Annotated in this window: 19 protein-coding genes and 1 riboswitch; of the genes, 10 read left to right on the top strand and 9 right to left on the bottom strand. The window is 68.9% G+C overall.

Features of this window, described 5'->3' with window-relative positions; translation table 11 throughout:
- Positions 1–28: 28 nt before the first annotated feature.
- Entirely contained in the window at positions 29–1,255 is a 1,227-nt protein-coding gene (locus WNM05_RS16500) for an acyltransferase family protein (protein ID WP_434628865.1), read from the bottom strand.
- Between the two features lie 399 nt (positions 1,256–1,654).
- Here WNM05_RS16500 and mobA point away from each other — a divergent pair, with 399 nt between their 5' ends.
- Positions 1,655–2,275, top strand: a complete 621-nt coding sequence (gene mobA, locus WNM05_RS16505; protein ID WP_434628866.1) for a molybdenum cofactor guanylyltransferase MobA — start codon at positions 1,655–1,657, stop codon at positions 2,273–2,275.
- Here the strand turns inward: mobA and WNM05_RS16510 are convergent.
- Positions 2,248–3,456 carry a molybdopterin molybdotransferase MoeA gene (locus WNM05_RS16510; protein WP_434628868.1) on the bottom strand — a complete coding sequence of 403 codons (1,209 nt, stop codon included), beginning with the start codon at positions 3,454–3,456 and terminating at the stop codon, positions 2,248–2,250. The two genes, mobA and WNM05_RS16510, sit on opposite strands and share 28 nt — an antisense overlap.
- Before the next feature lie 49 nt (positions 3,457–3,505).
- Positions 3,506–4,300: a formate dehydrogenase accessory sulfurtransferase FdhD gene (gene fdhD, locus WNM05_RS16515; protein ID WP_434628870.1), complete on the bottom strand. Its 795-nt coding sequence runs from the start codon at positions 4,298–4,300 to the stop codon at positions 3,506–3,508.
- A 101-nt stretch (positions 4,301–4,401) separates the two neighbouring features.
- Between fdhD and WNM05_RS16520 the strand changes: the two genes are divergently transcribed.
- Together WNM05_RS16520 and WNM05_RS16525 are read left to right on the top strand one after the other, a co-directional pair.
- Positions 4,402–4,680, top strand: coding sequence for a hypothetical protein (locus tag WNM05_RS16520; protein WP_434628872.1), 279 nt, complete (start codon positions 4,402–4,404; stop codon positions 4,678–4,680).
- 174 nt (positions 4,681–4,854) lie between these two features.
- Positions 4,855–7,161 (top strand): FdhF/YdeP family oxidoreductase, encoded by a 2,307-nt coding sequence (locus tag WNM05_RS16525; protein WP_434628874.1) that lies wholly within the window; start codon positions 4,855–4,857, stop codon positions 7,159–7,161.
- Here WNM05_RS16525 and WNM05_RS16530 read toward each other — a convergent pair.
- The 5 genes from WNM05_RS16530 to WNM05_RS16550 form a co-directional block, all read right to left on the bottom strand.
- Positions 7,158–9,641 (bottom strand): two-component system response regulator, encoded by a 2,484-nt coding sequence (locus WNM05_RS16530; RefSeq protein ID WP_434628876.1) that lies wholly within the window; start codon positions 9,639–9,641, stop codon positions 7,158–7,160. The genes WNM05_RS16525 and WNM05_RS16530 overlap by 4 nt on opposite strands.
- A 413-nt stretch (positions 9,642–10,054) precedes the next feature.
- A complete protein-coding gene (locus WNM05_RS16535; RefSeq protein WP_434628878.1) occupies positions 10,055–10,630 on the bottom strand; it encodes an MFS transporter in 576 nt (191 codons plus the stop codon).
- A gap of 49 nt (positions 10,631–10,679) precedes the next feature.
- Entirely contained in the window at positions 10,680–11,132 is a 453-nt protein-coding gene (locus WNM05_RS16540; protein WP_434628880.1) for a MarR family winged helix-turn-helix transcriptional regulator, read from the bottom strand.
- Between the two features lie 155 nt (positions 11,133–11,287).
- Entirely contained in the window at positions 11,288–12,022 is a 735-nt protein-coding gene (locus WNM05_RS16545) for a CbtA family protein (protein ID WP_434628882.1), read from the bottom strand.
- Between the two features lie 12 nt (positions 12,023–12,034).
- Complete coding sequence (locus WNM05_RS16550; protein WP_434628884.1) at positions 12,035–12,247, bottom strand: CbtB domain-containing protein; 213 nt, start codon at positions 12,245–12,247, stop codon at positions 12,035–12,037.
- A 35-nt stretch (positions 12,248–12,282) separates the two neighbouring features.
- Positions 12,283–12,457, bottom strand: a riboswitch (adenosylcobalamin (AdoCbl) riboswitch).
- A gap of 58 nt (positions 12,458–12,515) precedes the next feature.
- Here WNM05_RS16550 and WNM05_RS16555 point away from each other — a divergent pair.
- The 7 genes from WNM05_RS16555 (at position 12,516) to WNM05_RS16585 (ending at position 18,824) form a co-directional block, all read left to right on the top strand.
- Entirely contained in the window at positions 12,516–13,112 is a 597-nt protein-coding gene (locus tag WNM05_RS16555) for a histidine phosphatase family protein (protein ID WP_434628886.1), read from the top strand.
- Positions 13,113–13,302: 190 nt separating this feature from the next.
- Positions 13,303–13,506, top strand: coding sequence for a cold-shock protein (locus tag WNM05_RS16560; RefSeq protein ID WP_101709040.1), 204 nt, complete (start codon positions 13,303–13,305; stop codon positions 13,504–13,506).
- Positions 13,507–13,841: 335 nt separating this feature from the next.
- Positions 13,842–14,300, top strand: coding sequence for a MarR family winged helix-turn-helix transcriptional regulator (locus tag WNM05_RS16565; RefSeq protein ID WP_434628889.1), 459 nt, complete (start codon positions 13,842–13,844; stop codon positions 14,298–14,300).
- 4 nt (positions 14,301–14,304) lie between these two features.
- Positions 14,305–16,335: an FUSC family protein gene (locus WNM05_RS16570; RefSeq protein ID WP_434628891.1), complete on the top strand. Its 2,031-nt coding sequence runs from the start codon at positions 14,305–14,307 to the stop codon at positions 16,333–16,335.
- Positions 16,332–16,532 (top strand): DUF1656 domain-containing protein, encoded by a 201-nt coding sequence (locus WNM05_RS16575; protein WP_434628893.1) that lies wholly within the window; start codon positions 16,332–16,334, stop codon positions 16,530–16,532. Before WNM05_RS16570 ends, WNM05_RS16575 begins: the two co-directional genes overlap by 4 nt.
- A 4-nt stretch (positions 16,533–16,536) precedes the next feature.
- The gene (locus WNM05_RS16580) at positions 16,537–17,412 is read left to right on the top strand and encodes an efflux RND transporter periplasmic adaptor subunit (RefSeq protein ID WP_434628894.1); all 876 of its coding nucleotides are present in this window, start codon (positions 16,537–16,539) and stop codon (positions 17,410–17,412) included.
- Positions 17,409–18,824 carry an efflux transporter outer membrane subunit gene (locus WNM05_RS16585; protein WP_434628896.1) on the top strand — a complete coding sequence of 472 codons (1,416 nt, stop codon included), beginning with the start codon at positions 17,409–17,411 and terminating at the stop codon, positions 18,822–18,824. The genes WNM05_RS16580 and WNM05_RS16585 overlap by 4 nt, the downstream gene beginning before the upstream one ends.
- Positions 18,825–18,950: 126 nt before the next feature.
- Here WNM05_RS16585 and WNM05_RS16590 read toward each other — a convergent pair whose 3' ends face one another.
- Complete coding sequence (locus WNM05_RS16590; RefSeq protein WP_434628898.1) at positions 18,951–19,427, bottom strand: hypothetical protein; 477 nt, start codon at positions 19,425–19,427, stop codon at positions 18,951–18,953.
- Positions 19,428–19,461 lie beyond the last annotated feature (34 nt).

The raw sequence follows: 19,461 nt of genomic DNA on the forward strand, positions 1-19,461 counted from the left end.
TGCCGGCCTGCCTTATGTTTGCCGCCGCTCAGGCGCTTGCCTTGGCCTCAAGGGCCGGCGCGCCCTGCGCAGGCGCGTCGCCGTGAACCGGCTCCCTGCCGGCATGGATCAGCCGCTCGGAAAGGCTTCGCCCCTTGGCCAGCATCGGCTGCTCGATCAGCCGGTACACCAGCTCGGTCGCCGCCAACGACAGCCCCACAGCCAACGCCAGGTACTGGGGCCACAACTGGGAGCCGATGGCTTCATGCAGGGCTTTTTCGTGGCGGAACATGATTTCCTGCGCGACCGTCAGCATCGGCATATGGATCAGATAAAGGCTGTAGGAGCGCGTGCCCAGGTAGTCCAGCACCGCCTCTATCGGCTTTGCGAACGAAATGAAGCCCGACTCGCAAGACGCGATCAGCACCAGCAGGGAGGAAAGCAGGCAGGCGACCGGGATCGCCAGGCTGGCGGAAAAACCGATGCCGGGAAGGCCGGCCAGCACCGCCACCATCACCAGCGTCAGCGCGCCCGTCACCGTACGGTTGCCCGCGGCGCGCAGACGGATGGCCTGGAACCACGGCTGTTCGGTCAGGAAATACAGCAGGCAGCCATACAGCAGGCCATCGCCGCGGTTGTGAATGAAGAAAGTCAGCTCATCCTGATGCAAGACCGGCCGCACGATGAAGGTCATCGCCAGCAACAGGCCGGCCAGCACCGCCACCCGGCGTTTGGTCGAGCGCACCAGCAGCAGGAAGAATGGCATCACCAGATAGAATTGCTCTTCCAGCGACAAGCTCCAGTAAGGCGCCAACGGGCAGGCATGGCTGGTGCAGGAGCCGAATGCGAAATAATTGTAGGTGTAGGTAAAAATGGAAATCCCGGCTTCCAGATTGCTGGTCAGGCTGCCGAAATAACCTATTTCATTGAAAAAGACGCTCAAGACCACCACCAGAATAAACACTGTCCACGCCACAGGATAAATTCTGAAAATCCGCCTGATATAAAACGCCTTCACCAAAACCGCCTGCATGCTGGAGGCGCCTTTGAAAAAATCCAGCTGCCTGACTATGGTTTTGGAAATGATGTAGCCGGAAATCACCAAAAACAAATCCACCCCGGTCCAGGAGTTATTGATGATGTTATCCACCGTCCCGTCGGTTCGGTATGGCTGGAACATGTTCCAGGGAAAGAAAGCCCTCATGAGATGTATGTTCAGCGTCATGAGAACAGCAAAGGCTCTAAGCCGATCCAACTCCAAATTCCGCGACTTCATGTTTCACCCGTTCAAATAATTGACAAAACACTCTCAAGCATTTCGCACCTATCGCCGTTGCAAAAAATGAAGCAGGGCCTGTTTGCTGGCCGATTGATAAAACCCTATTCGCATCGACGAAATGGCTTTCCGCCTGAAACCACTCTTTTCCATGCCGCGTCGCAAGCCGATCACAGTTTATGACCAGGACATTTTGGGTTGGGATGGTATATAGTGGCGATCGTGGGAACAACCTATAAAGCCTGATAGGTAGCCGGCGCGAAAACGGCGAAAATCGCCGGCGCCGGAAACAAAACGCGACGGCGACGGCAGGCGAAAAACCTGTCGGCGCCGTCTTTTGCGGCCATGGATCGCGCCATGACCCAGGCTTGGGAAAAGGAAGGAATAGGAATGACAGCGATGGCGCCCGGACAAGCCGACGGCATGTGCGCGTTGCTGCTGGCCGGCGGCCAGGGCATGCGGATGGGGAGGAAGGACAAGGGCTGGCTGGAGCTGGCCGGCGCGCCGCTGGTCGAACTGACGCTGGCGCGGCTGCGACCGCAATTGGGAAAGGGGGAGTTGCTGATCAGCGCCAACCGCAATCTGGAACGCTATGCCGCGCTGGCCCGCACGCTGCCGGATGCACCGGAGTTCTCCGGCTGCGGACCGCTGGCCGGCCTGGAAGCCGGCCTGGCTGCCTGTTCGGCGCCCTGGCTGGTAGCGGTTCCCTGCGACCTGCCCTTCCTGCCCGCCGATCTGGCTTCGCGGCTGCTGGCGCCGCTGCTGCGCGGCGAGGCCAGGCTGAGCGCGGCCAGCTGCGCCGGCCGGCAGCACCCGGTCTGCATGGCTTTATCGGTGGAACTGCTGGAGGACCTGCGCGCCTATCTGCGCGCCGGCGGCCGCAGGGTCAGGGAATGGCAGGCCCGCGCCGGCGCGCTGCAGATAGCTTTCGACGACGCGCCCGAGGCCTTTCGCAACCTCAACACCCCGGAGGAGTTGGCGGCGGCGGAACGCTACGCCAGCCAGCGGGCGAAGTCGTAGTAGTCGACGAGGTCGCCATCGGCGACCTCTAGGCCGGCCGGCAGACGGGCCAGGCCGGAGGCCCAGGGCAGCGAGGAGATCATCGCCGCGCCCTGACTGGCGAACGGGACCAGCACGGCGCCGCCGGCGCCGTCCCGTTCGAGCCGCACGCGCAGAAAGTCCTCGCGGCCGATGTCGCGCCGCGCCGCGCCGGACTGCAGCGCCGCGCGCGCCGGCGGCGGCATCGTCTCCGCCCTGCCCTGCATCCGGCGGATCAGCGGCGTCGCCAGCAAGGCGAACACCACGAAGGCCGACACAGGGTTGCCCGGCAGGCACAGCACCGGCGTCTCCCCCAGCCTGGCCAGCGCCACCGGCTTGCCCGGCTTCATCTTGACCCGCCACATGTCCAGCTCGGCGCCCAGTGCCGCCAGCGCCGGCTTGACCAGGTCGCGCTCGCCGACCGAGGCGCCGCCGACGCTGAACACCAGGTCGCAACGCGCGCCCAGTTCGGCGAAATCGCGCCGCAGCGCCGCCTCGTCGTCCGGCGCGTGGCGGCAATCGGCCACCTCGACGCCGATGCCGGCCAATAGCGCAGCCAGCATCGCCGCATTGCTGTTGTAGATCTGCCTCGGCCCCAACGGCGCGCCGACCGGCGTCAGCTCGTCGCCGTTGGTCAGGATGCCGGCGCGCAGTCGGCGCGAGACCGGCACGCCGGCCATGCCCTGCGCGGCCAGCAGCGCGATGTGCGCCGGCCCCAGCAGCGAGCCGGCCGGAAGCAGCGCCTGCCCGGCGGCGACATCCTCGCCGCGGCGGCGGACATGCTGGCCCGGCCGCGGCTCGCGGCCGATATACACCCGTCCGTCGCGCTCGTCGGCGTCCTCCTGCATCGCCACCGCGTCGGCGCCGGCCGGCAGCTGGCTGCCGGTGAACAACCGGATCGCCGCGCCCGGCGGCAGCGGCGGCGGCGCCTCGCCGGCGAAACAGCGGCCGGCCAGGGCCAGGCCTTCGCCGGCGCGCCAGTCGGCCCGCCGCAAGGCGTAACCGTCCATCGCGCTGTTGTCGGACGGCGGCAGGTCCAGTACCGCCGTCACGGCCTCGGCCAGCACCCGGCCCGGCGCGGCGGCCAGCGGCACGGTCTCCCGCCCCGCCACCGGCTCGGCATAGGCCGCCAGCAGCCGCTGCGCATCGTCGAAACTCAGCATATCCCCTCCTCGCGCGCCGCGGCGTCCGCGGCGCGTTCAATCGCAAACCTCACGTCGTGTACTCGACGAAACCGTTCTCTCGGCAGAAGCTGGCCAGCGTCATGCCGGCCTGGCGCGCGATGTCCACCGCCAGCGCCGTCGGCGCCGAAATGGTGGCCAGCAGCGGAATGCCCATCCGCGCCGCCTTGCGCGCCAACTCGTAGCTGGCGCGGCTGGACAGGAAGACGAAGCCGCCGGCGAAGTCGGCGCCGTCCAGCGCCAGCCGGCCGATCAGCTTGTCCAGCGCGTTGTGGCGGCCGACGTCCTCGAACGCCGCCAGCACCGCGCCGTCCGGCGCGCACCAGGCCGCCGCGTGCGCGCCGCCGGTGGCCCGCATCAGCGCCTGGTGCCGCGGCAGCTCGCCGGCCGCGCGGGCGATCGCCGCCGCGTCGGCCGGCCGCGGCGACGCAATCCGTTCCGGCCGCAAATCGAGCAGCGCCAGGCTTTCCAGTCCGCAGACGCCGCAGCCGGTGCGACCGGCCAGACTGCGGCGGCGGTCTTTCAGCGCCAGAAAGGCCGGCTCGGCGATCTCCAGCCTGACCTCGGCGCCGCCGCCGACGAATTCGGCCTCGACATCGAAAATCTCGCCGCGCCGCCCGACGATGCCCTCGGTCAGCGCGAAGCCCACGGCCAGCGGCTCCAGGTCCATCGGCGTCGCCATCATCACCGCGTGCGAGATGCCGTTGAACACCAGCGCCACCGGCGTCTCCTCGGCCACCCGGTCGCGGTCTGCGCCGCTCGCGCCGTCGCGGTGGCGTACCACATCCAGTTCGACAAAGCCCGCGCGCTCGCCGCCGTCTCGCATCCTTCACTCTCCGCAAAAAAACGGTCCCGGGGGACCGCGACATTTCCGCCGCGCCGCAATCGGCTTAAACTGGCGCACCGACGCCGAAGCCGAAACCGACCATGCCCGAATCCCCCGCCCCCGAAGCCGACCGGCTCGATCCCGCGATCGCCGCGCTGCTCGCCCAATTGTGGCGCGCGGCCCAGGACGGACGGCCGTGGTCGCTGCCCCGGCTGTGCAAGCAGTCCGGCCTGCGGATGAGCACGCTGCGGCGCTGCCTGACGATGCTGACCGAGCTGGAGCTGGCCGATATCGAACTGGACGAGGACGGCCGCGGCCGCGCCTGGCTCAGCGCCGAGGGTCTGGCCCTGTGCCGCTGCCTGTTCGCGCCCGCAGACTGACATTATCGCCCCCGGCCCGGCCGCCGCGCCAGCCGGCTCGATAAACTTGCCACGGAAACGGCGGCTTGATTTATCCTTGCGGGTTCGGCGCCGTGAGCCGCCGGCCTCCACCGGCCGCGGCCTTCCCCCACGCCCGAAACCGCCTCTCCAACCCGCCGCCCGGAGTCATTCCCCATGGACCGCTCAAAGACCAAGCCTCGCATCGAACCCTATACGCCGCCCGCCGGCGGCCTGGGATCGCTGAAAAGCACGACGCTGACGCTGGTCCGGGAAAAAGTGCCGGGCAGCCGCTACAAGACGCTGTTCCACCAGAACCAGCCGGACGGCTTCGACTGCCCCGGCTGCGCCTGGCCCGACCGCGAGCACACGTCCACCTTCGAATTCTGCGAGAACGGCGTCAAGGCCGTCGCCGCCGAGGCCACCGCCAGACGCGTCGGCGCCGACTTCTTCGCCCGCCACACGGTGGCCGAGCTGCTGGAGCAGTCGGACCACGAACTGGAGCAGCACGGCCGGCTGACCGAGCCCATGGTCTACGACGCCGCCAGCGACCGCTACCTGCCCATAGGCTGGGACGAGGCCTTCGCGCGCATCGCCGGGCACCTGCGGGCGCTGCCCGATCCCGATGGGGCCGCCTTCTACGTTTCCGGCCGCACCAGCAACGAAACCGCCTTCCTGTTCCAGCTGTTCGTGCGCATGTACGGCACCAACAACTTCCCGGACTGCTCGAATCTGTGCCACGAGTCGTCCAGCCGCGCGCTGCCGCAGACGGTGGGCGTCGGCAAGGCCACCGTCGTCCTCGACGATTTCGAGCACGCGGACACCATCATGGTCTTCGGCCAGAATCCGGCCACCAACCATCCGCGGATGCTGAACGAGCTGCGCGAATGCGCGAAGCGCGGCGCCGCCATCGTCTCGATCAATCCGCTGAAGGAGCGCGGGCTGGAGCGCTTTTCCAGTCCGCAGCACCCGATGGACCTGGTCGGCGGCGGCGTCGCCATCAGCTCGCTGTTCATCCGGCCGACGCTGGGCGGCGACTTCGCGCTGATCAAGGGCGTGGCCAAGCGGGTGCTGGAGCTGGACGACGAGGCCGTCGCCGCCGGCGGCGAACGGGTGCTGGACGTCGAATTCCTCGCCGAGCACTGCAGCGGCTTCGACGCCTTCGCCGCCGACCTCAGGGCAGAGAGCTGGCCGGACCTCGTCGCCGCCTCCGGCGTGCCCTTTGAAGATATCGAGGCGCTGAGCCGGGTCTATGTCAATGGCAAGGCGGTGATCGCCACCTGGGGCATGGGTCTGACCCAGCACCGCGATTCGGTGGCGGCGATACAGATGCTGTCCAATCTGATGATGATGCGCGGCAATATCGGCCGCCGCGGCGCCGGCCTGTGCCCGGTGCGCGGCCATTCCAATGTGCAGGGCGACCGCACGATGGGCATAGAGGACAAGCCGACCCAGGCCTTCCTGGACCGGCTGCGCGACGTCTACGGCTTCGAGCCGCCGCGCGAGCACGGCCTGGACGCGGTCGACACCATCAAGGCGATGCTGGACGGCCGGGTCCGGGTCTTCGTCGGCCTCGGCGGCAACTTCGCGATGGCGACGCCGGACACGCCGCGCACTTTCGAGGCCTTGCGAAACTGCGCGCTGACGGTGCAGATCTCGACCAAGCTTAACCGCAGCCACCTGATACACGGCCACGACGCGCTGATCCTGCCGACGCTGGGCCGCACCGAGATCGATCTGCAGAAGTCCGGCCCGCAGGGCGTGACGGTGGAGGACTCGATGTGCATGGTGCACCTGTCCTACGGCATCAATCCGCCGGCGGCCGGCCAGCTGCGCTCCGAAACCGACATCGTCGCGCGGATGGCGCACGCGACGCTCGGCAGCGGCAAGGTGGACTGGCTGTCCTATGTCGACGACTATTCGAGGATACGCGACGACATCGCCAAGGTGCTGGACGCCTTCCGCGACTTCAACGCCCGCGTCGCCAAGCCCGGCGGCTTCCACCTGACCCCGGCCTCGCGCGAGCGCCGCTGGCTGACGCCCAGCGGCAAGGCGCAGTTCGTCGTCAACGCGCTGGAGAAGGACACGCCTATCGCCCGCGCCCGCGCGCTGCACGGCGACAGGCTGATGGTGCTGATGACGGCCCGCTCGCACGACCAGTACAACACCACGATCTACGCGATGGACGACCGCTACCGCGGCGTCTACGGCCAGCGCCGGGTGTTGTTCATCCACCGCGACGACCTGGCGCTGCTGGGTCTGTCCGCCGGCGAGCGCGTCGACATCTTCACCGTCTGGCACGACGGCATCGAGCGCCGCGCCGACGGCTTCCTGCTGGTCGAATACGACATCCCGCGCGGCTGCCTCGGTGCCTATTTCCCCGAGACCAATCCGCTGATTCCGCTGGACAGCGTCGCCGACGTCTCCAACACCCCGACCTCGAAATCGGTGCCGGTGCTGCTCAGGCGATCGCAGGCCAGCTAATCCCCGGCAGGCGGGCGCGCTATCCGCCCGCCGCTCAGCAGCGGCTCGATCTGCTCCAGCGGCATCGGCCTGCCGTACAGATAACCCTGCATGATGCTGCAACCCATGTTCACCAGCGCCGCCTCCTGCTGCGGCGTCTCGACGCCCTCGGCCACCAGACGCAGTCCCAGGCCTTGCGCCATGTTGATGATGGCGGCGACGATGGCGAAATTGCTGCGATTGTCCAGCATGTCGTGGACAAAGCTCCGGTCTATCTTCAGCACGTCGATCGGAAACTGCTTCAGATAGGCCAGGCTGGAATAGCCGGTGCCGAAGTCGTCAATCGAGATCAGCACGCCCAGGCTTTTCAGCTCGGACAGCACCTGCATCGTCTGCTCGATGTTCTGCGCCAGCACGCCCTCGGTGATCTCCAGCTCCAGCCATTCCGGGTCCAGTCCGGTTTCGGACAGGACGCCGCGCACGGTGTCGCTGAAGCCGCCTTCGGTGATCTGCACCGCCGACACATTGACGGCGATGCGCAGCGGCCGGCCGGCGTCGTGCCAGGCCTTGGCGTCGAGGCAGGCCTGGCGCAGGATGAAGCGCCCCAGCGGCAGGATCAGCCCGGTCTCCTCGGCCAGCGGGATGAAGTCGACCGGCGACACGATCTGCTCGCCCTGGTTGCGCCAGCGCATCAGCGCCTCGACGCCGATTATCGTGCCGTCCAACGCGTCCACCTTGGGCTGGTAGTAGACCAGGAAGCCGCCCTCCTCGGCGCCCATGCGGATATGGCGCTCCAGCGCCTGCCGCGTCATCAGCGCCTCCTCGATCTCGGCCGAGAAGAAGCGGTAGCGGTTGCGCCCCTCGGCCTTCGCGCGGTACATCGCGGCGTCGGCGTGGCGGTACAGCTCCTCCTTGTCGGCGCTGTCGTCCGGATACAGGCTGACGCCTATGCTGACCGACAGGTCGAAACGCTGCTCGCCTATCCAGTAAGGCTCGGACGCCGTCTTCAGCATCCGGCTGGCTAAGGAGCCCAGCTGTTCGATGCTGGCCGGATCCGGCACCAGCACGATGAACTCGTCGCCGCCCTGGCGGCTGATGGTGTCGCCGCGGCGCGCCATGCCCTGCAATCGGCGGGCCAGCTGCTGCAGCAGCTGGTCGCCGACGGAATGGCCCAGCGAGTCGTTGATCACCTTGAAATGGTCGACGTCCAGGATGAACAGGCCCAGCCGCTCGCTGTTCTGCTCGGCCTGCTGCAAGGCCTGCTCGGTACGGTCCTGCAGCAGCATGCGGTTGGGCAGATTGGTCAGCGCGTCGTGCTGGGCCAGGTGCATCATCTTCAGCGCCAGCGCGCGCGCCTCGCTGACGTCATGGAACACGATGATGGCGCCGGTCAGCTGGCCGGCGTGGTCGACGATGGGCGCCGCCGAATCCTCGATCTCCACCAGGCCGCCGTCGCGGCGCAGCAGCGCGCAGTCCAGCGACATGCCCACCGTGCGCTGCTCGCTCAACACCAGGCGCACCGGATTGCCGACAGGCTGCCCCGATTCACTCGCCCTCAGCGGCATCACATGCTCGATGGTCTGACCCAGCGCCTCTTCCGCCAGCCAGCCGGTCATCTCCTCGGCGATCGGATTGACGAAAGTCACGCGGCCGTGCGCATTGGTGGCGATCACCGCGTCGCCTATCGAGTTCAGCGTGATCCGTATGCGCTCCTTCTCGTCGTACAGCGCCATCTCGGCGCGCTTGCGATCGGTGACGTCGGTGATCAGCATCAGGCAGCCGGGCCGACCGTCGTCCTGCGCCCTGTGCACCAGCGCCACCTGGCCGTGCAGCAAGGGTCCCCCGCGCCGCTGCAGCGGCAGGTCGAACGACGGGCTGCCGCCGTCCAGCGCGCGCTGCAGATGGTCGGCCATCGCCTGGAAATTGGCCTCGCCCAGCGCCTTGTGCAGCGGCATGCCGCGCATCGCCGCCGCCGCCACGCCGAACCAGTCGCCGGCATCGTCGTTGCAGAACTCGTTGCGCAGCTCGGCGTCCCAGCAGGCGACGAAGGCCGGCAGGTGCCTCAGCACTTCGGCCAGGTCCCGCTGCGCGCGCGCCAGCTGCCGGGTCTTGCGCTGCAGCGCCAGATGGGTCTGGATGCGCGCGCGCGCCACCGGCACGTTCAGCGGCTTGTGCAGAAAGTCGACGCCGCCCATGCTCAGCGCCTGCAGCTCGTGCACTTCCTGGTCATGCGAGGTGACGAAGATCACCGGGATGTCCTGCAGTTGCGGCGTGGTCTTGATCGCCCGGCATACCTCGTAACCGTCCATGCCCGGCATTTCGATGTCGAGCAGGATCACGTCCGGCACCGCGCGTCGCGCCATCTCCAACGCCGCCTGCCCGCTGGTGGCGAAACGCACCTCGCCCAGATCCTGCACCGCCTCGCGTATCACATGGATATTGCTCGCCATGTCGTCGACGATGAGGATGCGCGCCTGCTCCTGTGGTGAATCGTTCAACATCAGGCTTCCTTGGCCGTGGCCGGCCGCGGGCTCGCGCCGGCAGTCCGGTATTTTAACGGTGGCTATTGTTTAAGGGATAGCCTTCCGCCGGGACGGCGACAAGGCGGCGCGATTCGAAACGGGTAACGAGCACGGCGGACTAATGGTAATTACTTAGCCCTGCTCAAGGCCTTTTTGCGGCATCGACGGTTTTCCGCCGGATGCGGGGCGCGGAAAACGGCCGAGTCAGTGGGCGCCGTCGGCGGCGGCGGCGGGTGCCGTCGCGGCCGACGGCCGCCGGATCAGCAGCAGCAGCGGCAGCACCGCCAGCGACAACCACATCATGATCTTGAAATCGTCGATATAGGCGACCAGCGCCGCCTGCCGGGTCAGCTCCAGGTTCAGCAGCGCCCTGCCCTGATCGCTGAACGGGTTCAGCGCCGCCGGCAGCCCCTGAGGCCGAACAGGTCCAGCCTGCCGTCGCCGGCCTGGCTCTCCGGCAGGTAGCGGGCGATGCCGTAAAAGGCCAGCACACCGACCGGCAGATTGATGTAGAACACCCAGCGCCAGCTGGCGTTGTCGGTCAACCAGCCGCCCAACAGCGGCCCGAGTATCGGCCCGACCATGATGCCGGCGCCCCAGATCGCCATCGCCTGTCCGACTTTTTCCTTGGTGTTGATGTCCAGCAGCACCGCCTGCGACAGCGGCACCAGCGCGGCGCCGAACACGCCCTGCAGCAGCCGCGCCGCGACGATCTGCCACAAGGAGTCGGCCAGGCCGCACAGCGCCGAGGCCACGGTGAAGCCGACCACCGACACCAGGAAGACCTTGCGCCGCCCCCACTGGCCGCACAGCCAACCGGTCAGCAGCGTGGCGATGGCGGCGGCGACGATATAGGAGGTCAGCACCCAGCTGATCTGGTCCTGCGAACTCTGCAGGCTGCCCTGCATATGCGGCAGGGCCACATTGGCGATGGTGGTGTCCAGCGCCTGCATGATGGTTGCCAGCATGATGGAACGGTTATCATGCCGCGGTGCGGCACCTCGGCGACGGCGGCGCTCATTTCGGCAGCAGGCCGCCCAGATTGGCGTGCACCTTGCGCAGCAGCGCTTGCAGCTGCTCGGCCTCGGCGTCGTCCAGGCCTTGCTGCGCCTGGCGCTGCAATTCGTCGCCCAGCGCCATCGCCGACTTCAGCGCGTCGTAGGCCGGCGGCAGCAGTTCTATCTTGTTGACGCGACGGTCGTTCGGACAAGGCATTCGCCGCAGCCAGCCCGCGGCCTGCATGCGGTCGCACAAGGTGGCCACGCCCATAGGCGTCAGGTCCAGCCGGTCGGCCAGCTCGACCTGGGACAGGCCGGTATCGCCGTCATGCGCGGCCAGCGCGCCCAACAGCCGGCACTGCGCCAGCGACAGGCCCAGTTGTTGCCGCGCGCGTTGATCGAAAACGCGGCCGTACAGGCGGCCGGTGTCGCTGACCAGGAAGCCGAAGCGTTCGGTGAGTTTCAGTTTCATGATATCCGAAATAGTAAACTGATTTACTATTTATACCGCAAGCGCCCCCGCCGCGCCAGTCCGGTGCGAACGCATTCGCGCCGGCGGCGAAGACGGGCCGCCCGGCAAAAAAACAACCCCGCCGAAGCGGGGTTGTCGATAGCGAAGGGGCCGCCTCAGGCGACGCGGAACGCGCCGCGCCCGTCCTCCAGCAGGCGCTCCACCAGGCCGCCGAACAAGATGCCCAGTCCGGTCCACAGCACCGCCTGGATGCCGAACGAAGCCACGCGGAAACGCCACAACAGCACCGCCGGCAGCTGATCCGGCACTTCGTTGATCTCCGGCAACAGCCATTGCGCCAGCGACACCAGCGCCAGAAACGCCGCGCCGGCGGCGAAGGCGGCGTTCCAGGCGCCGAGACGCGCGGCCAGCCTGCGGGCCATCAGCAAGGCCAGCACCAGGGCCGCCAGCGACAGCGCCATCATCGCGAAGAACATGGCGGTGCGCCAGCCTATGGTGCCGGGATCGCCGACCGACGGCGGATTGGGCGGATATTTCAGGAAAGGCACCAGGGCGAAGGCGACGAAGCCGAACAGCGCCATCAGCGCCGAAACGGCCCGGGCGCGCAACGCGCCGACCCGGCCGTAGACAAAGGCGAACACCAGCGCGAACAGGCCGCCGACCGCCGTGCCGAAGGCGCCGACGCCGACGAACAAGCCGATGCCGGACTGCACCTCCCGGCCGACCAGCTCCGGCGTCTCGTCGTGATGCCCGCTGGCCTTCTCCATCTGTTCCTCGAAGGCGATCGCGCGCTCGATCTGGGACTCGCCGACCGCCTTGGCGAAGCCGAATGCCAGCAGGCTGGCCAGGAAACCCGCGACCATGCCGCGGATCAGCAGACTTCTCACCATGGACATCCCCGGTCAGTGGCAGGGAAAGCCGAGCAGATGCCGGCCGTCATGGACGAATTCGTGCACGTACATGCTGTTGAAGACGGCCATGGCCCCCTCCTCGACGCCGACGAAGTAAATGGCCAGCAGCATCAGCAGGCTGCCGAAAACCGCCCAGGGCAACAGTTCGCCGATGGGAATGGATGCCGGCTCCGGCGCCGGCGCGATGGTGGGGCTTGCGTGCATGATCGATCTCCTTGAGGATGACGCGTCCGAATAGGAATAGCAGCTTGCCCGCCGTCTCGACTCCGGCCAGGAGGCGGATCGCGGACAGCCGCCGAGGACTTTCGATGCGAAGGTCTGACTCGCCGCCCCCATCATAGGGCGGACACACAGTGGCGCGACCGCGCTGGATTCCCACCAGCTTCCCCGCATCGAAGTTCTGTGCATTCTAGAGCGGCTCGCCGCCATGTCAAACAAATCGACGAAGCGATCGCAAACCCAAGGTCCCGACATGAGTACACGCCTGATCCTGCTGTGCCAGCCCGCCACCGCCGCGCTGCGCGCCGGCCGCTTTCCCGACGACGAAGCCCCCGACCCGGAACAGCAGCTAGCCGTCTCCGGACTGGCCGCCGCGCTGGAACGGCCCGAGCGGACGCTGTGCGGCCCGGCGCGCTGCGCCCGGCGCACGGCCGAGTGGCTGCAATGGCCGGCGGACGACGAAGCCGCGCTGCGGGAGGTCGACTACGGCCGCTGGGCCGGGCAATCGCTGAAGCGCATCGCCGCCGACGAGCCGTCCGCGATCGCCGCCTGGCTGTCCGATCCGGAATGGAACGGCCACGGCGGCGAATCGCTCGGCGCGGCGGCTCAGCGCGTCGGAGCCTGGCTGGAACATCACCGTCCCGATGCCCGGCTGACGCTGGCCATCGCACCGGCCAGCGTGATCAAGGCGGCGGTCCTGCACGTGCTGCGGGCGCCGGTCGCCGCGTATTGGCAGCTGGATATCGCGCCGCTGACGCAGACCGCGCTGTCGCGGCATCAGGGCAAATGGCGGCTGCAGGCCTGCGGCGCGCCGGCGGCGCGCGCCGCCGGCCGGACCGAAACGGAATAGCGGGCCGTTCGCCGGAAAATGCCGCCAGGACATGCAATTGCCATATCAATTGCTAATATAGCGCTGCTAAACCGTAATCACTGTCCTATCGGTCAGCCAATATCGGGCCGGTAAGGTTTGTGCTCGGCGTCAACACTGAATATGATTCAGCCAGGGCAGCCGCCCGCAACTAGATAGGATAGAAAACGCAATGGCAACCGGTACCGTGAAGTGGTTCAACGATGCAAAAGGTTTTGGCTTTATCACTCCGGATGAAGGCGGTGAGGATTTGTTCGCTCACTTCTCCGCAATCAACTCCAGCGGTTTCAAATCGCTGAAGGACGGCCAGCGGGTAAGCTTTGACGTGGTCACCGGCCCGAAGGGCAAACAGGCCTCCAATATCCTGCCCCAGTAACACCCGAAGGCAGTGAAAAAACCGGCGCTTGCCGGTTTTTTGTTTTTCAGGCCCGGCTTTCGATAATACCGGTGCCGAAATCCCGGCAGCCATTCGATTCAAGCAATCGCCGTCATCGGGATCGAAACCCGTTCGCGATCTTTCTCCGGCGGCCATCCCCCGGCAATACCGGCGGCGACATTTCCTTCCCCCCATCCCGGCCGGTCGCGCGGCGCGCGCCGCCGCCGTCGGCAGTCGTCTTCATCCTCGTCAAATTAGTTAGTTTGCTAAGTAATTAAATAGGGTCTACAATCCGTTCATCCCCACTCCCGAGCCGGCCCCGCCGGCCAAGCAAGATGGAAGACATCGATCAATTGCGCCTGAGGCTGACCAGCAGTCTGCGCCCGCTGGGCGTGCTGTGGCGGCATATCGCTCAGGAAGTATTGCAGCAACACGGCGTTTCGGTATCCGGCGGCGCGGCCCTGCTGTTCATCCACCGCCTAGGCGAAGGCGTCAGCCACCGCCGGCTGGCCGAAGAGCTCGGCATGGAGGCGGCCTCGCTGGTGCGCATCGTGGACAAGCTGAGCCAGGCCGGGCTGGTGCGGCGCGAGCAGGGCGAGCAGGACCGCCGCGTCAAGACCCTGTGGCTCACCGATGCCGGACGGACGCAGACCGCCATGCTGGAAACCGAGCTGGTGACGCTGCGCGCGCGCGTGCTGGCGCCGCTGGACCGCTCGGACCTGGAGGCCGCGCTGCGGGTATTCCAGACACTGGAGGCCGCGGCCCAGGCCCAGCCTGCACCGCTGCCGGACTGACGCCATGCTGTCGACACCCACCCGACAGGACTGGCTGTTCTCCGTCCGCACCTTCGCCGCCGCGATGCTGGCGCTGTACATCGCGCTGGCGCTGGACCTGCCCCGCCCCAGCTGGGCGATGGGCACGGTCTACATCGTCTCCCATCCGCTGATAGGCGCCACGCGCTCCAAGGCGGTCTACCGCGTGTTCGGCACCCTGCTCGGCGCCGCGGCGGCGGTCGCCGCCGTGCCGCCGCTGGCGGACGCGCCGGCGCTGTTGAGCCTGGTCGTGGCGCTGTGGTCCGGGACCTTGCTCTACCTGTCCATGCTGGACCCGACGCCGCGCCACTACCTGTTCCTGCTGCCGGCCTACACGATGCCGCTGATCGCGCTGCCGGCGGTGTTCGCGCCGCAGGGCGTGTTCGACACCGCGCTGGCGCGCAGCGAGGAGATCATCCTCGGCATCGTCTGCGCCAGCGTGGTCGCCGCGCTGGCATGGCCGACGCGGGTGGCCGCGGCCCTGGGCCCGCGGATGGACGCCTGGCTGCGCGACGCCGCCGCCTGGGCCGCCGAATCGCTGGCGCCGTCCGCCGAGCCCCGGCCGGCGTCCAGCCGCCACAAGCTGGCCGCCGACCTGCGCGCCTTCGACCAGCTGATCACCCACCTGTCCTACGACGCCGCGCGCCACGACGCCGACGCCGCGGCGCGCGAACTGCGGGCCCGGATGAGCATGCTGCCGCCGCTGCTGTCCTCGCTGACCGACCTGAGGGCCGCGCTGCGCCGCCAGCCGGCCGGTCTGCCGCCCCGGCTGGAGGTGCTGATGGCCGACATCGCCGAATGGCAGGCGACGCCGCTGGACGACCCCCACTTCGCCGGACGCGGCCGCCAGTTGCTGCAGCGGCTGGAGCAGGCCCCGCCTGCCGGCGACTGGAGCGGACTGCTGGAAGGCACGCTGCGCGCCCGGCTGCGTTCGCTGGTCAGGTTGTGGCAGGACTGCCTGTCGCTGCGCCAGCTGGTGATGCATAAGCAGCCGCTGCGCGGCTGGAAGCCGGCCTACACCCGCTGGGAAGTCGCCGACCGCTCCCGTCACCATGATTTCGGCCTGACGCTGTTCACCGCCGGCAGCGTCGCGCTCGGCGTGTTTCTCGGCTGCCTGGGCTGGATAGGCTCGGGCTGGACCGACGGCGGCAACGCGGTGATCCTGGGCACCGTCGCCTGCTGCCTGTTCGCCTCGCTGGACGAGCCGGCGCCGCAGATGCGCACGCTGTTCGTCGTCAACCTGGCCTGCACGCTGCTGGCCGGCGTCCTGCTATTCGCGGTGCTGCCGGCCGTGCACGAGTTCGAGACGCTGGCGCTGTGCCTGGCCGCGCCCTTCCTGCTCGCCGGCCTGCTGTTCGGCCAGCCGCGCTTCGGCATGGCGGCGACGCTGCTGGTGGTGTTCACTTCGAATCTGATCGGCCTGCAGCAGACCTATAGCGCCGACTTCGAATCCTTCCTGAACAGCAATCTGGCCGGCGCTGCCGGCATCCTGCTGGCGCTGATGTGGACGCTGGCCACCCGGCCGTTCGGCAAGGAGCTGGCGCTGCGCCGGCTGACGCGCGCCAACTGGAACGATCTGGCGCGCAACGCCGCCGGCCATCAGCTCGGCGACTACGCGCGGCTGACCGCCAAGATGCTGGACCGGCTGGCGTTGCTGGCGCCGCGGCTGGCCGCCGCCGGACAGCCCGGCGACCCGTTCCGCGAGCTGCGCGTCGGCTTCAGCGCGCTCGATCTGCAGCGCGACGAGCACCGGCTGCACGGCGAGGCGCGGCAGACGGTGGACGCGGCGCTGCAGGCGGTCAGCGGCCACTACCGGGCCTGCGCCGCCGCCGGCGCCAGCCAGGCCACCCCGGCCCCGCTGATGGACGCGCTGGACGCCGCCATCGCCGGCACCGCCCGCGCCGCCGGCCTGGCCGCGCAGGAGGCCCGCCACGCGCTGGTGGAATTGCGGGTGGCGCTGTTTCCCGACGCCGACGGCCGCGCGCCGGCGGCCGCAGACGCAGGAGCCCGATCATGATAGGCGAAATCGATTTCTATGGCGTCTACATCCCCAGCCTGCTGCTGCTGATGCTGATCGCCTTCGCCGTCTTCGGCGCATTGCGCCACGCGCTGGTCCGGCTGGGCCTGTACCGGGTGGTATGGCACCGCTCTCTGTTCAATTTCGCGCTTTACGTGATCGTGCTCGGATGCATGATCGCGCTGACTCACAGGTAAGACCATGAACACGCTTATTCGCAAAGCCGGGCCGGTCGCGCTGACCCTGGTCCTGGTTGCCGTCGCCGCGCTGGTCGCGCGCCACATCTGGGACTATTACACCAACGCGCCGTGGACCCGCGACGGCCATATCGGCGCCGATGTCGTCCAGGTGGCGCCGGACGTGTCCGGCCTGATCACCGAGGTCAAGGTCGGCGACAATCAGCTGGTGAAGAAGGGCCAGTTGCTCTTCGTCGTCGACCGCGCCCACTTCGCGCTGGCGCTGCGCCAGGCCGAAGCCGCCGCCGCCGCGCAACGCGCCACGCTGGACCAGGCGCGACGCGAGGCAGCCCGCAATCACGCGCTGACCGATCTGGTGGCCCGCGAGGCGCAGGAAGAAGGCGACGCCAAGGTCAGGCTGGCCGAGGCCTCGCTGGCCGCGGCCGAGGCCGCCGTCGGCATCGCCCGGCTCAATCTGGAACGCACCGCCGTCGTCAGCCCGGTGGACGGCTATCTGAACGACCGCACGCCGCGCGCCGGAGACTACGCCGCCGCCGGACGTCCGGTGCTGTCGGTGGTGGACGCCCGCTCCTTCCACGTCGACGGCTATTTCGAGGAGACCAAGCTCGGCGGCCTGGCGCCGAACGCGCCGGTGGACATCCAGATCATGGGCGAGTCCCGCCCGCTGCGCGGCCACGTGCAGAGCATCGCCGCCGGCATCGAGAACCGCGACCGCAGCAACGGCGCCTCGCTGCTGCCCAACGTGAACCCCACCTTCAACTGGGTGAGGCTGGCGCAGCGCATTCCGGTGCGCATCGCGCTGGACGAGGTGCCGGCCAATTTCCGGCTGATCGCCGGCCGCACCGCGACGGTGTCGGTACGACCGGAGCGGCACTCGTGAGCCGCCTGTCGCTGACGGCGCTGACGCTGGCCGGCGCGCTGGCCGGCTGCGCGGCGGTCGGACCGGACTACCGCCTGCCCGGACAGGCGGCGCTGAACCGCCCCGCCGCCGCCGCGCCGTTCCAGTCCGCCGGGAACGCCGCCGTGTCGGCCGAGCCGTTGCCGGCCGGCTGGTGGCGGCTGTACCGCGACGACAGGCTGAACGGCCTGGTCGAGCAGGCGCTGGCCGCCAACGCCGGCATCCGCGTCGCCGCCGCCAATCTGCGCAAGGCGCTGGCCGTCGAAACCGGCGTCGACGCCGAGCGCGGTCCGCACGCGGCGGTATCGGCCGCCATCCAGCGCTCGCAGGAGTCCGGCGAGGCCTTCCTGCTGGAACAGAAGCTGCCGGTGGTCAACGCCGGCGACGTCGGCCTCAGCATAGGCTATCAGATCGACCTGTTCGGCAAGTTGCAGCGCGCCGAGGAAGCGGCGCGCGCCGGCGCCGAGGCCAACGCCGCCGCGGCCGATCTGGCGCGGGTGACGGTGGCGGCCGAAACGGTGCGCGCCTATGTGCAGGGCTGCTCGGCCGGCCATCAGCTGGCGGTGGCGCGGCACGAACTGGAATTGCAGAACCGCGGCGTCGACGTCGCGCGCCGGCTGCTGGCCGCCGGACGCGGCCGCACCACCGACCTGACGCGGGCCCAGGCCCAGGCCGACGCACTGCGCGCCAACCTGCCGCGCTTCCTGGCCGAGCAGGACGCCGCCCGCTTCCGGCTGGCCGCGCTGCTGGGCAAGGCCCCGGCCGAACTGCCGCCGGCCGCGGTCGCCTGCGCGGCCGAGCCGGTGCTGGCGCAGCCGCTGCCGGTCGGCGACGGCGCGGCGCTGTTGAAGCGGCGTCCCGACGTGCGCGAGGCCGAACGCCGGCTGGCCGCGGCCACCGCGCGCATCGGCGTCGCCACCGCCGAGCTCTACCCCAGCGTCACGCTGGGCGCGTCGGCCGGCTACACCGGCCTCTTGGAGCACGTCGGCGAGGCACGCGCCGAGCACTGGGGTCTGGGGCCGCTGATCAGCTGGACCATACCGGACGGCGGCGCCCGCGCCCGGGTCAAGGCGGCGCGCGCCGACGCCGACGCCGAGCTGGCGCGTTTCGACGGCGTGGTACTGAACGCGCTGCGCGAAACCGAGACGGCGCTGAGCCTCTACGCCAACGATCTGCAACGCAACGCCGACCTGCGCGCGGCGCGCGACAAGGCCCGCTCGGCCGCCGGGGACAACCGCCGGCTGTACGCCGCCGGCCGCGCGCCCTATCTGTCCAGCCTGGACGCCGACCGCGTCCTGGCCGGCAGCGAAGCGGCGCTGGCGGCGTCGGACGCCCAACTGGCGCAGGACCGGGTCAATCTGTTCCTGGCGCTCGGAGGCGGCTGGGAGCGCTGAGAGCCTGTTTAAGATCGTTTTACGAGCGCCGCAGTCCAGCCGGCCGGCCAGATGCGCGGCGGAGGGCGTAGGCCTGGGTCATTCCGGGGCCTAGCCTGACAACGCCGCAGATGGCCGCGCCCGGCCTCATTGACCCCACAGCTCCACGCTGTCGATCGCCGCCCCGCCGCCCGCCTCCGGCGGCCCGGCCGGCTGCAGCGACAGATGGACGGCGCAGCGTCCGTTCCGGATCGGCGGCGGCGTCCAGGCAAGCTCGAAGCTGACGTCCCTTGCGATGCCGGGGCCGATGCCGTAGAAATTGATCGTGCCGACCGGCGTGCCCGCGCCGTCGCCGCCGTCCGGCATCAGCAGCACCCGGTAGCCGCCGCTCGAGCCGCCGTCGGCGTGCAGCCCCCGCAGATACAGGGTGACGCGCCCGCCGCCGGCGCAATCCCGCCCGTCCAGCGCAATGGCGATGCGGACCGGCTCCGCACCGAGGCTGACGCCCCGTCCGCCCGCATCGTATCTGGCCAGCAGATGCATCGCCGCGCCTCCCTGCGATGAGCAGGACAGGCACAGCGCAAGCGCCGCGCACGCCAGCGCCCTTCCCGCGTCCATCGTCATGCGTCCTCCCGGCCGGTCCGGCGATGGCGCGGCC

This window comes from Chromobacterium sp. CV08 (assembly GCF_051129845.1).
Taxonomy (GTDB): domain Bacteria; phylum Pseudomonadota; class Gammaproteobacteria; order Burkholderiales; family Chromobacteriaceae; genus Chromobacterium.

Excerpts from the sequence above, each read along its gene's own strand:
- WNM05_RS16575 (WP_434628893.1), top strand. The coding sequence starts at position 16,332 with ATGATAGGCGAAATCGATTTCTATGGCGTCTACATCCCCAGCCTGCTG.
- WNM05_RS16500 (WP_434628865.1), bottom strand. The coding sequence starts at position 1,255 with ATGAAGTCGCGGAATTTGGAGTTGGATCGGCTTAGAGCCTTTGCTGTT.
- WNM05_RS16535 (WP_434628878.1), bottom strand. The coding sequence starts at position 10,630 with ATGCTGGCAACCATCATGCAGGCGCTGGACACCACCATCGCCAATGTG.
- fdhD (WP_434628870.1), bottom strand. The coding sequence starts at position 4,300 with ATGCGAGACGGCGGCGAGCGCGCGGGCTTTGTCGAACTGGATGTGGTA.
- WNM05_RS16545 (WP_434628882.1), bottom strand. The coding sequence starts at position 12,022 with ATGGTGAGAAGTCTGCTGATCCGCGGCATGGTCGCGGGTTTCCTGGCC.
- WNM05_RS16550 (WP_434628884.1), bottom strand. The coding sequence starts at position 12,247 with ATGCACGCAAGCCCCACCATCGCGCCGGCGCCGGAGCCGGCATCCATT.
- WNM05_RS16540 (WP_434628880.1), bottom strand. The coding sequence starts at position 11,132 with ATGAAACTGAAACTCACCGAACGCTTCGGCTTCCTGGTCAGCGACACC.
- WNM05_RS16565 (WP_434628889.1), top strand. The coding sequence starts at position 13,842 with ATGGAAGACATCGATCAATTGCGCCTGAGGCTGACCAGCAGTCTGCGC.
- WNM05_RS16525 (WP_434628874.1), top strand. The coding sequence starts at position 4,855 with ATGGACCGCTCAAAGACCAAGCCTCGCATCGAACCCTATACGCCGCCC.
- WNM05_RS16510 (WP_434628868.1), bottom strand. The coding sequence starts at position 3,456 with ATGCTGAGTTTCGACGATGCGCAGCGGCTGCTGGCGGCCTATGCCGAG.
- WNM05_RS16590 (WP_434628898.1), bottom strand. The coding sequence starts at position 19,427 with ATGACGATGGACGCGGGAAGGGCGCTGGCGTGCGCGGCGCTTGCGCTG.
- WNM05_RS16555 (WP_434628886.1), top strand. The coding sequence starts at position 12,516 with ATGAGTACACGCCTGATCCTGCTGTGCCAGCCCGCCACCGCCGCGCTG.
- WNM05_RS16520 (WP_434628872.1), top strand. The coding sequence starts at position 4,402 with ATGCCCGAATCCCCCGCCCCCGAAGCCGACCGGCTCGATCCCGCGATC.
- WNM05_RS16580 (WP_434628894.1), top strand. The coding sequence starts at position 16,537 with ATGAACACGCTTATTCGCAAAGCCGGGCCGGTCGCGCTGACCCTGGTC.
- WNM05_RS16570 (WP_434628891.1), top strand. The coding sequence starts at position 14,305 with ATGCTGTCGACACCCACCCGACAGGACTGGCTGTTCTCCGTCCGCACC.
- mobA (WP_434628866.1), top strand. The coding sequence starts at position 1,655 with ATGGCGCCCGGACAAGCCGACGGCATGTGCGCGTTGCTGCTGGCCGGC.
- WNM05_RS16560 (WP_101709040.1), top strand. The coding sequence starts at position 13,303 with ATGGCAACCGGTACCGTGAAGTGGTTCAACGATGCAAAAGGTTTTGGC.
- WNM05_RS16530 (WP_434628876.1), bottom strand. The coding sequence starts at position 9,641 with ATGTTGAACGATTCACCACAGGAGCAGGCGCGCATCCTCATCGTCGAC.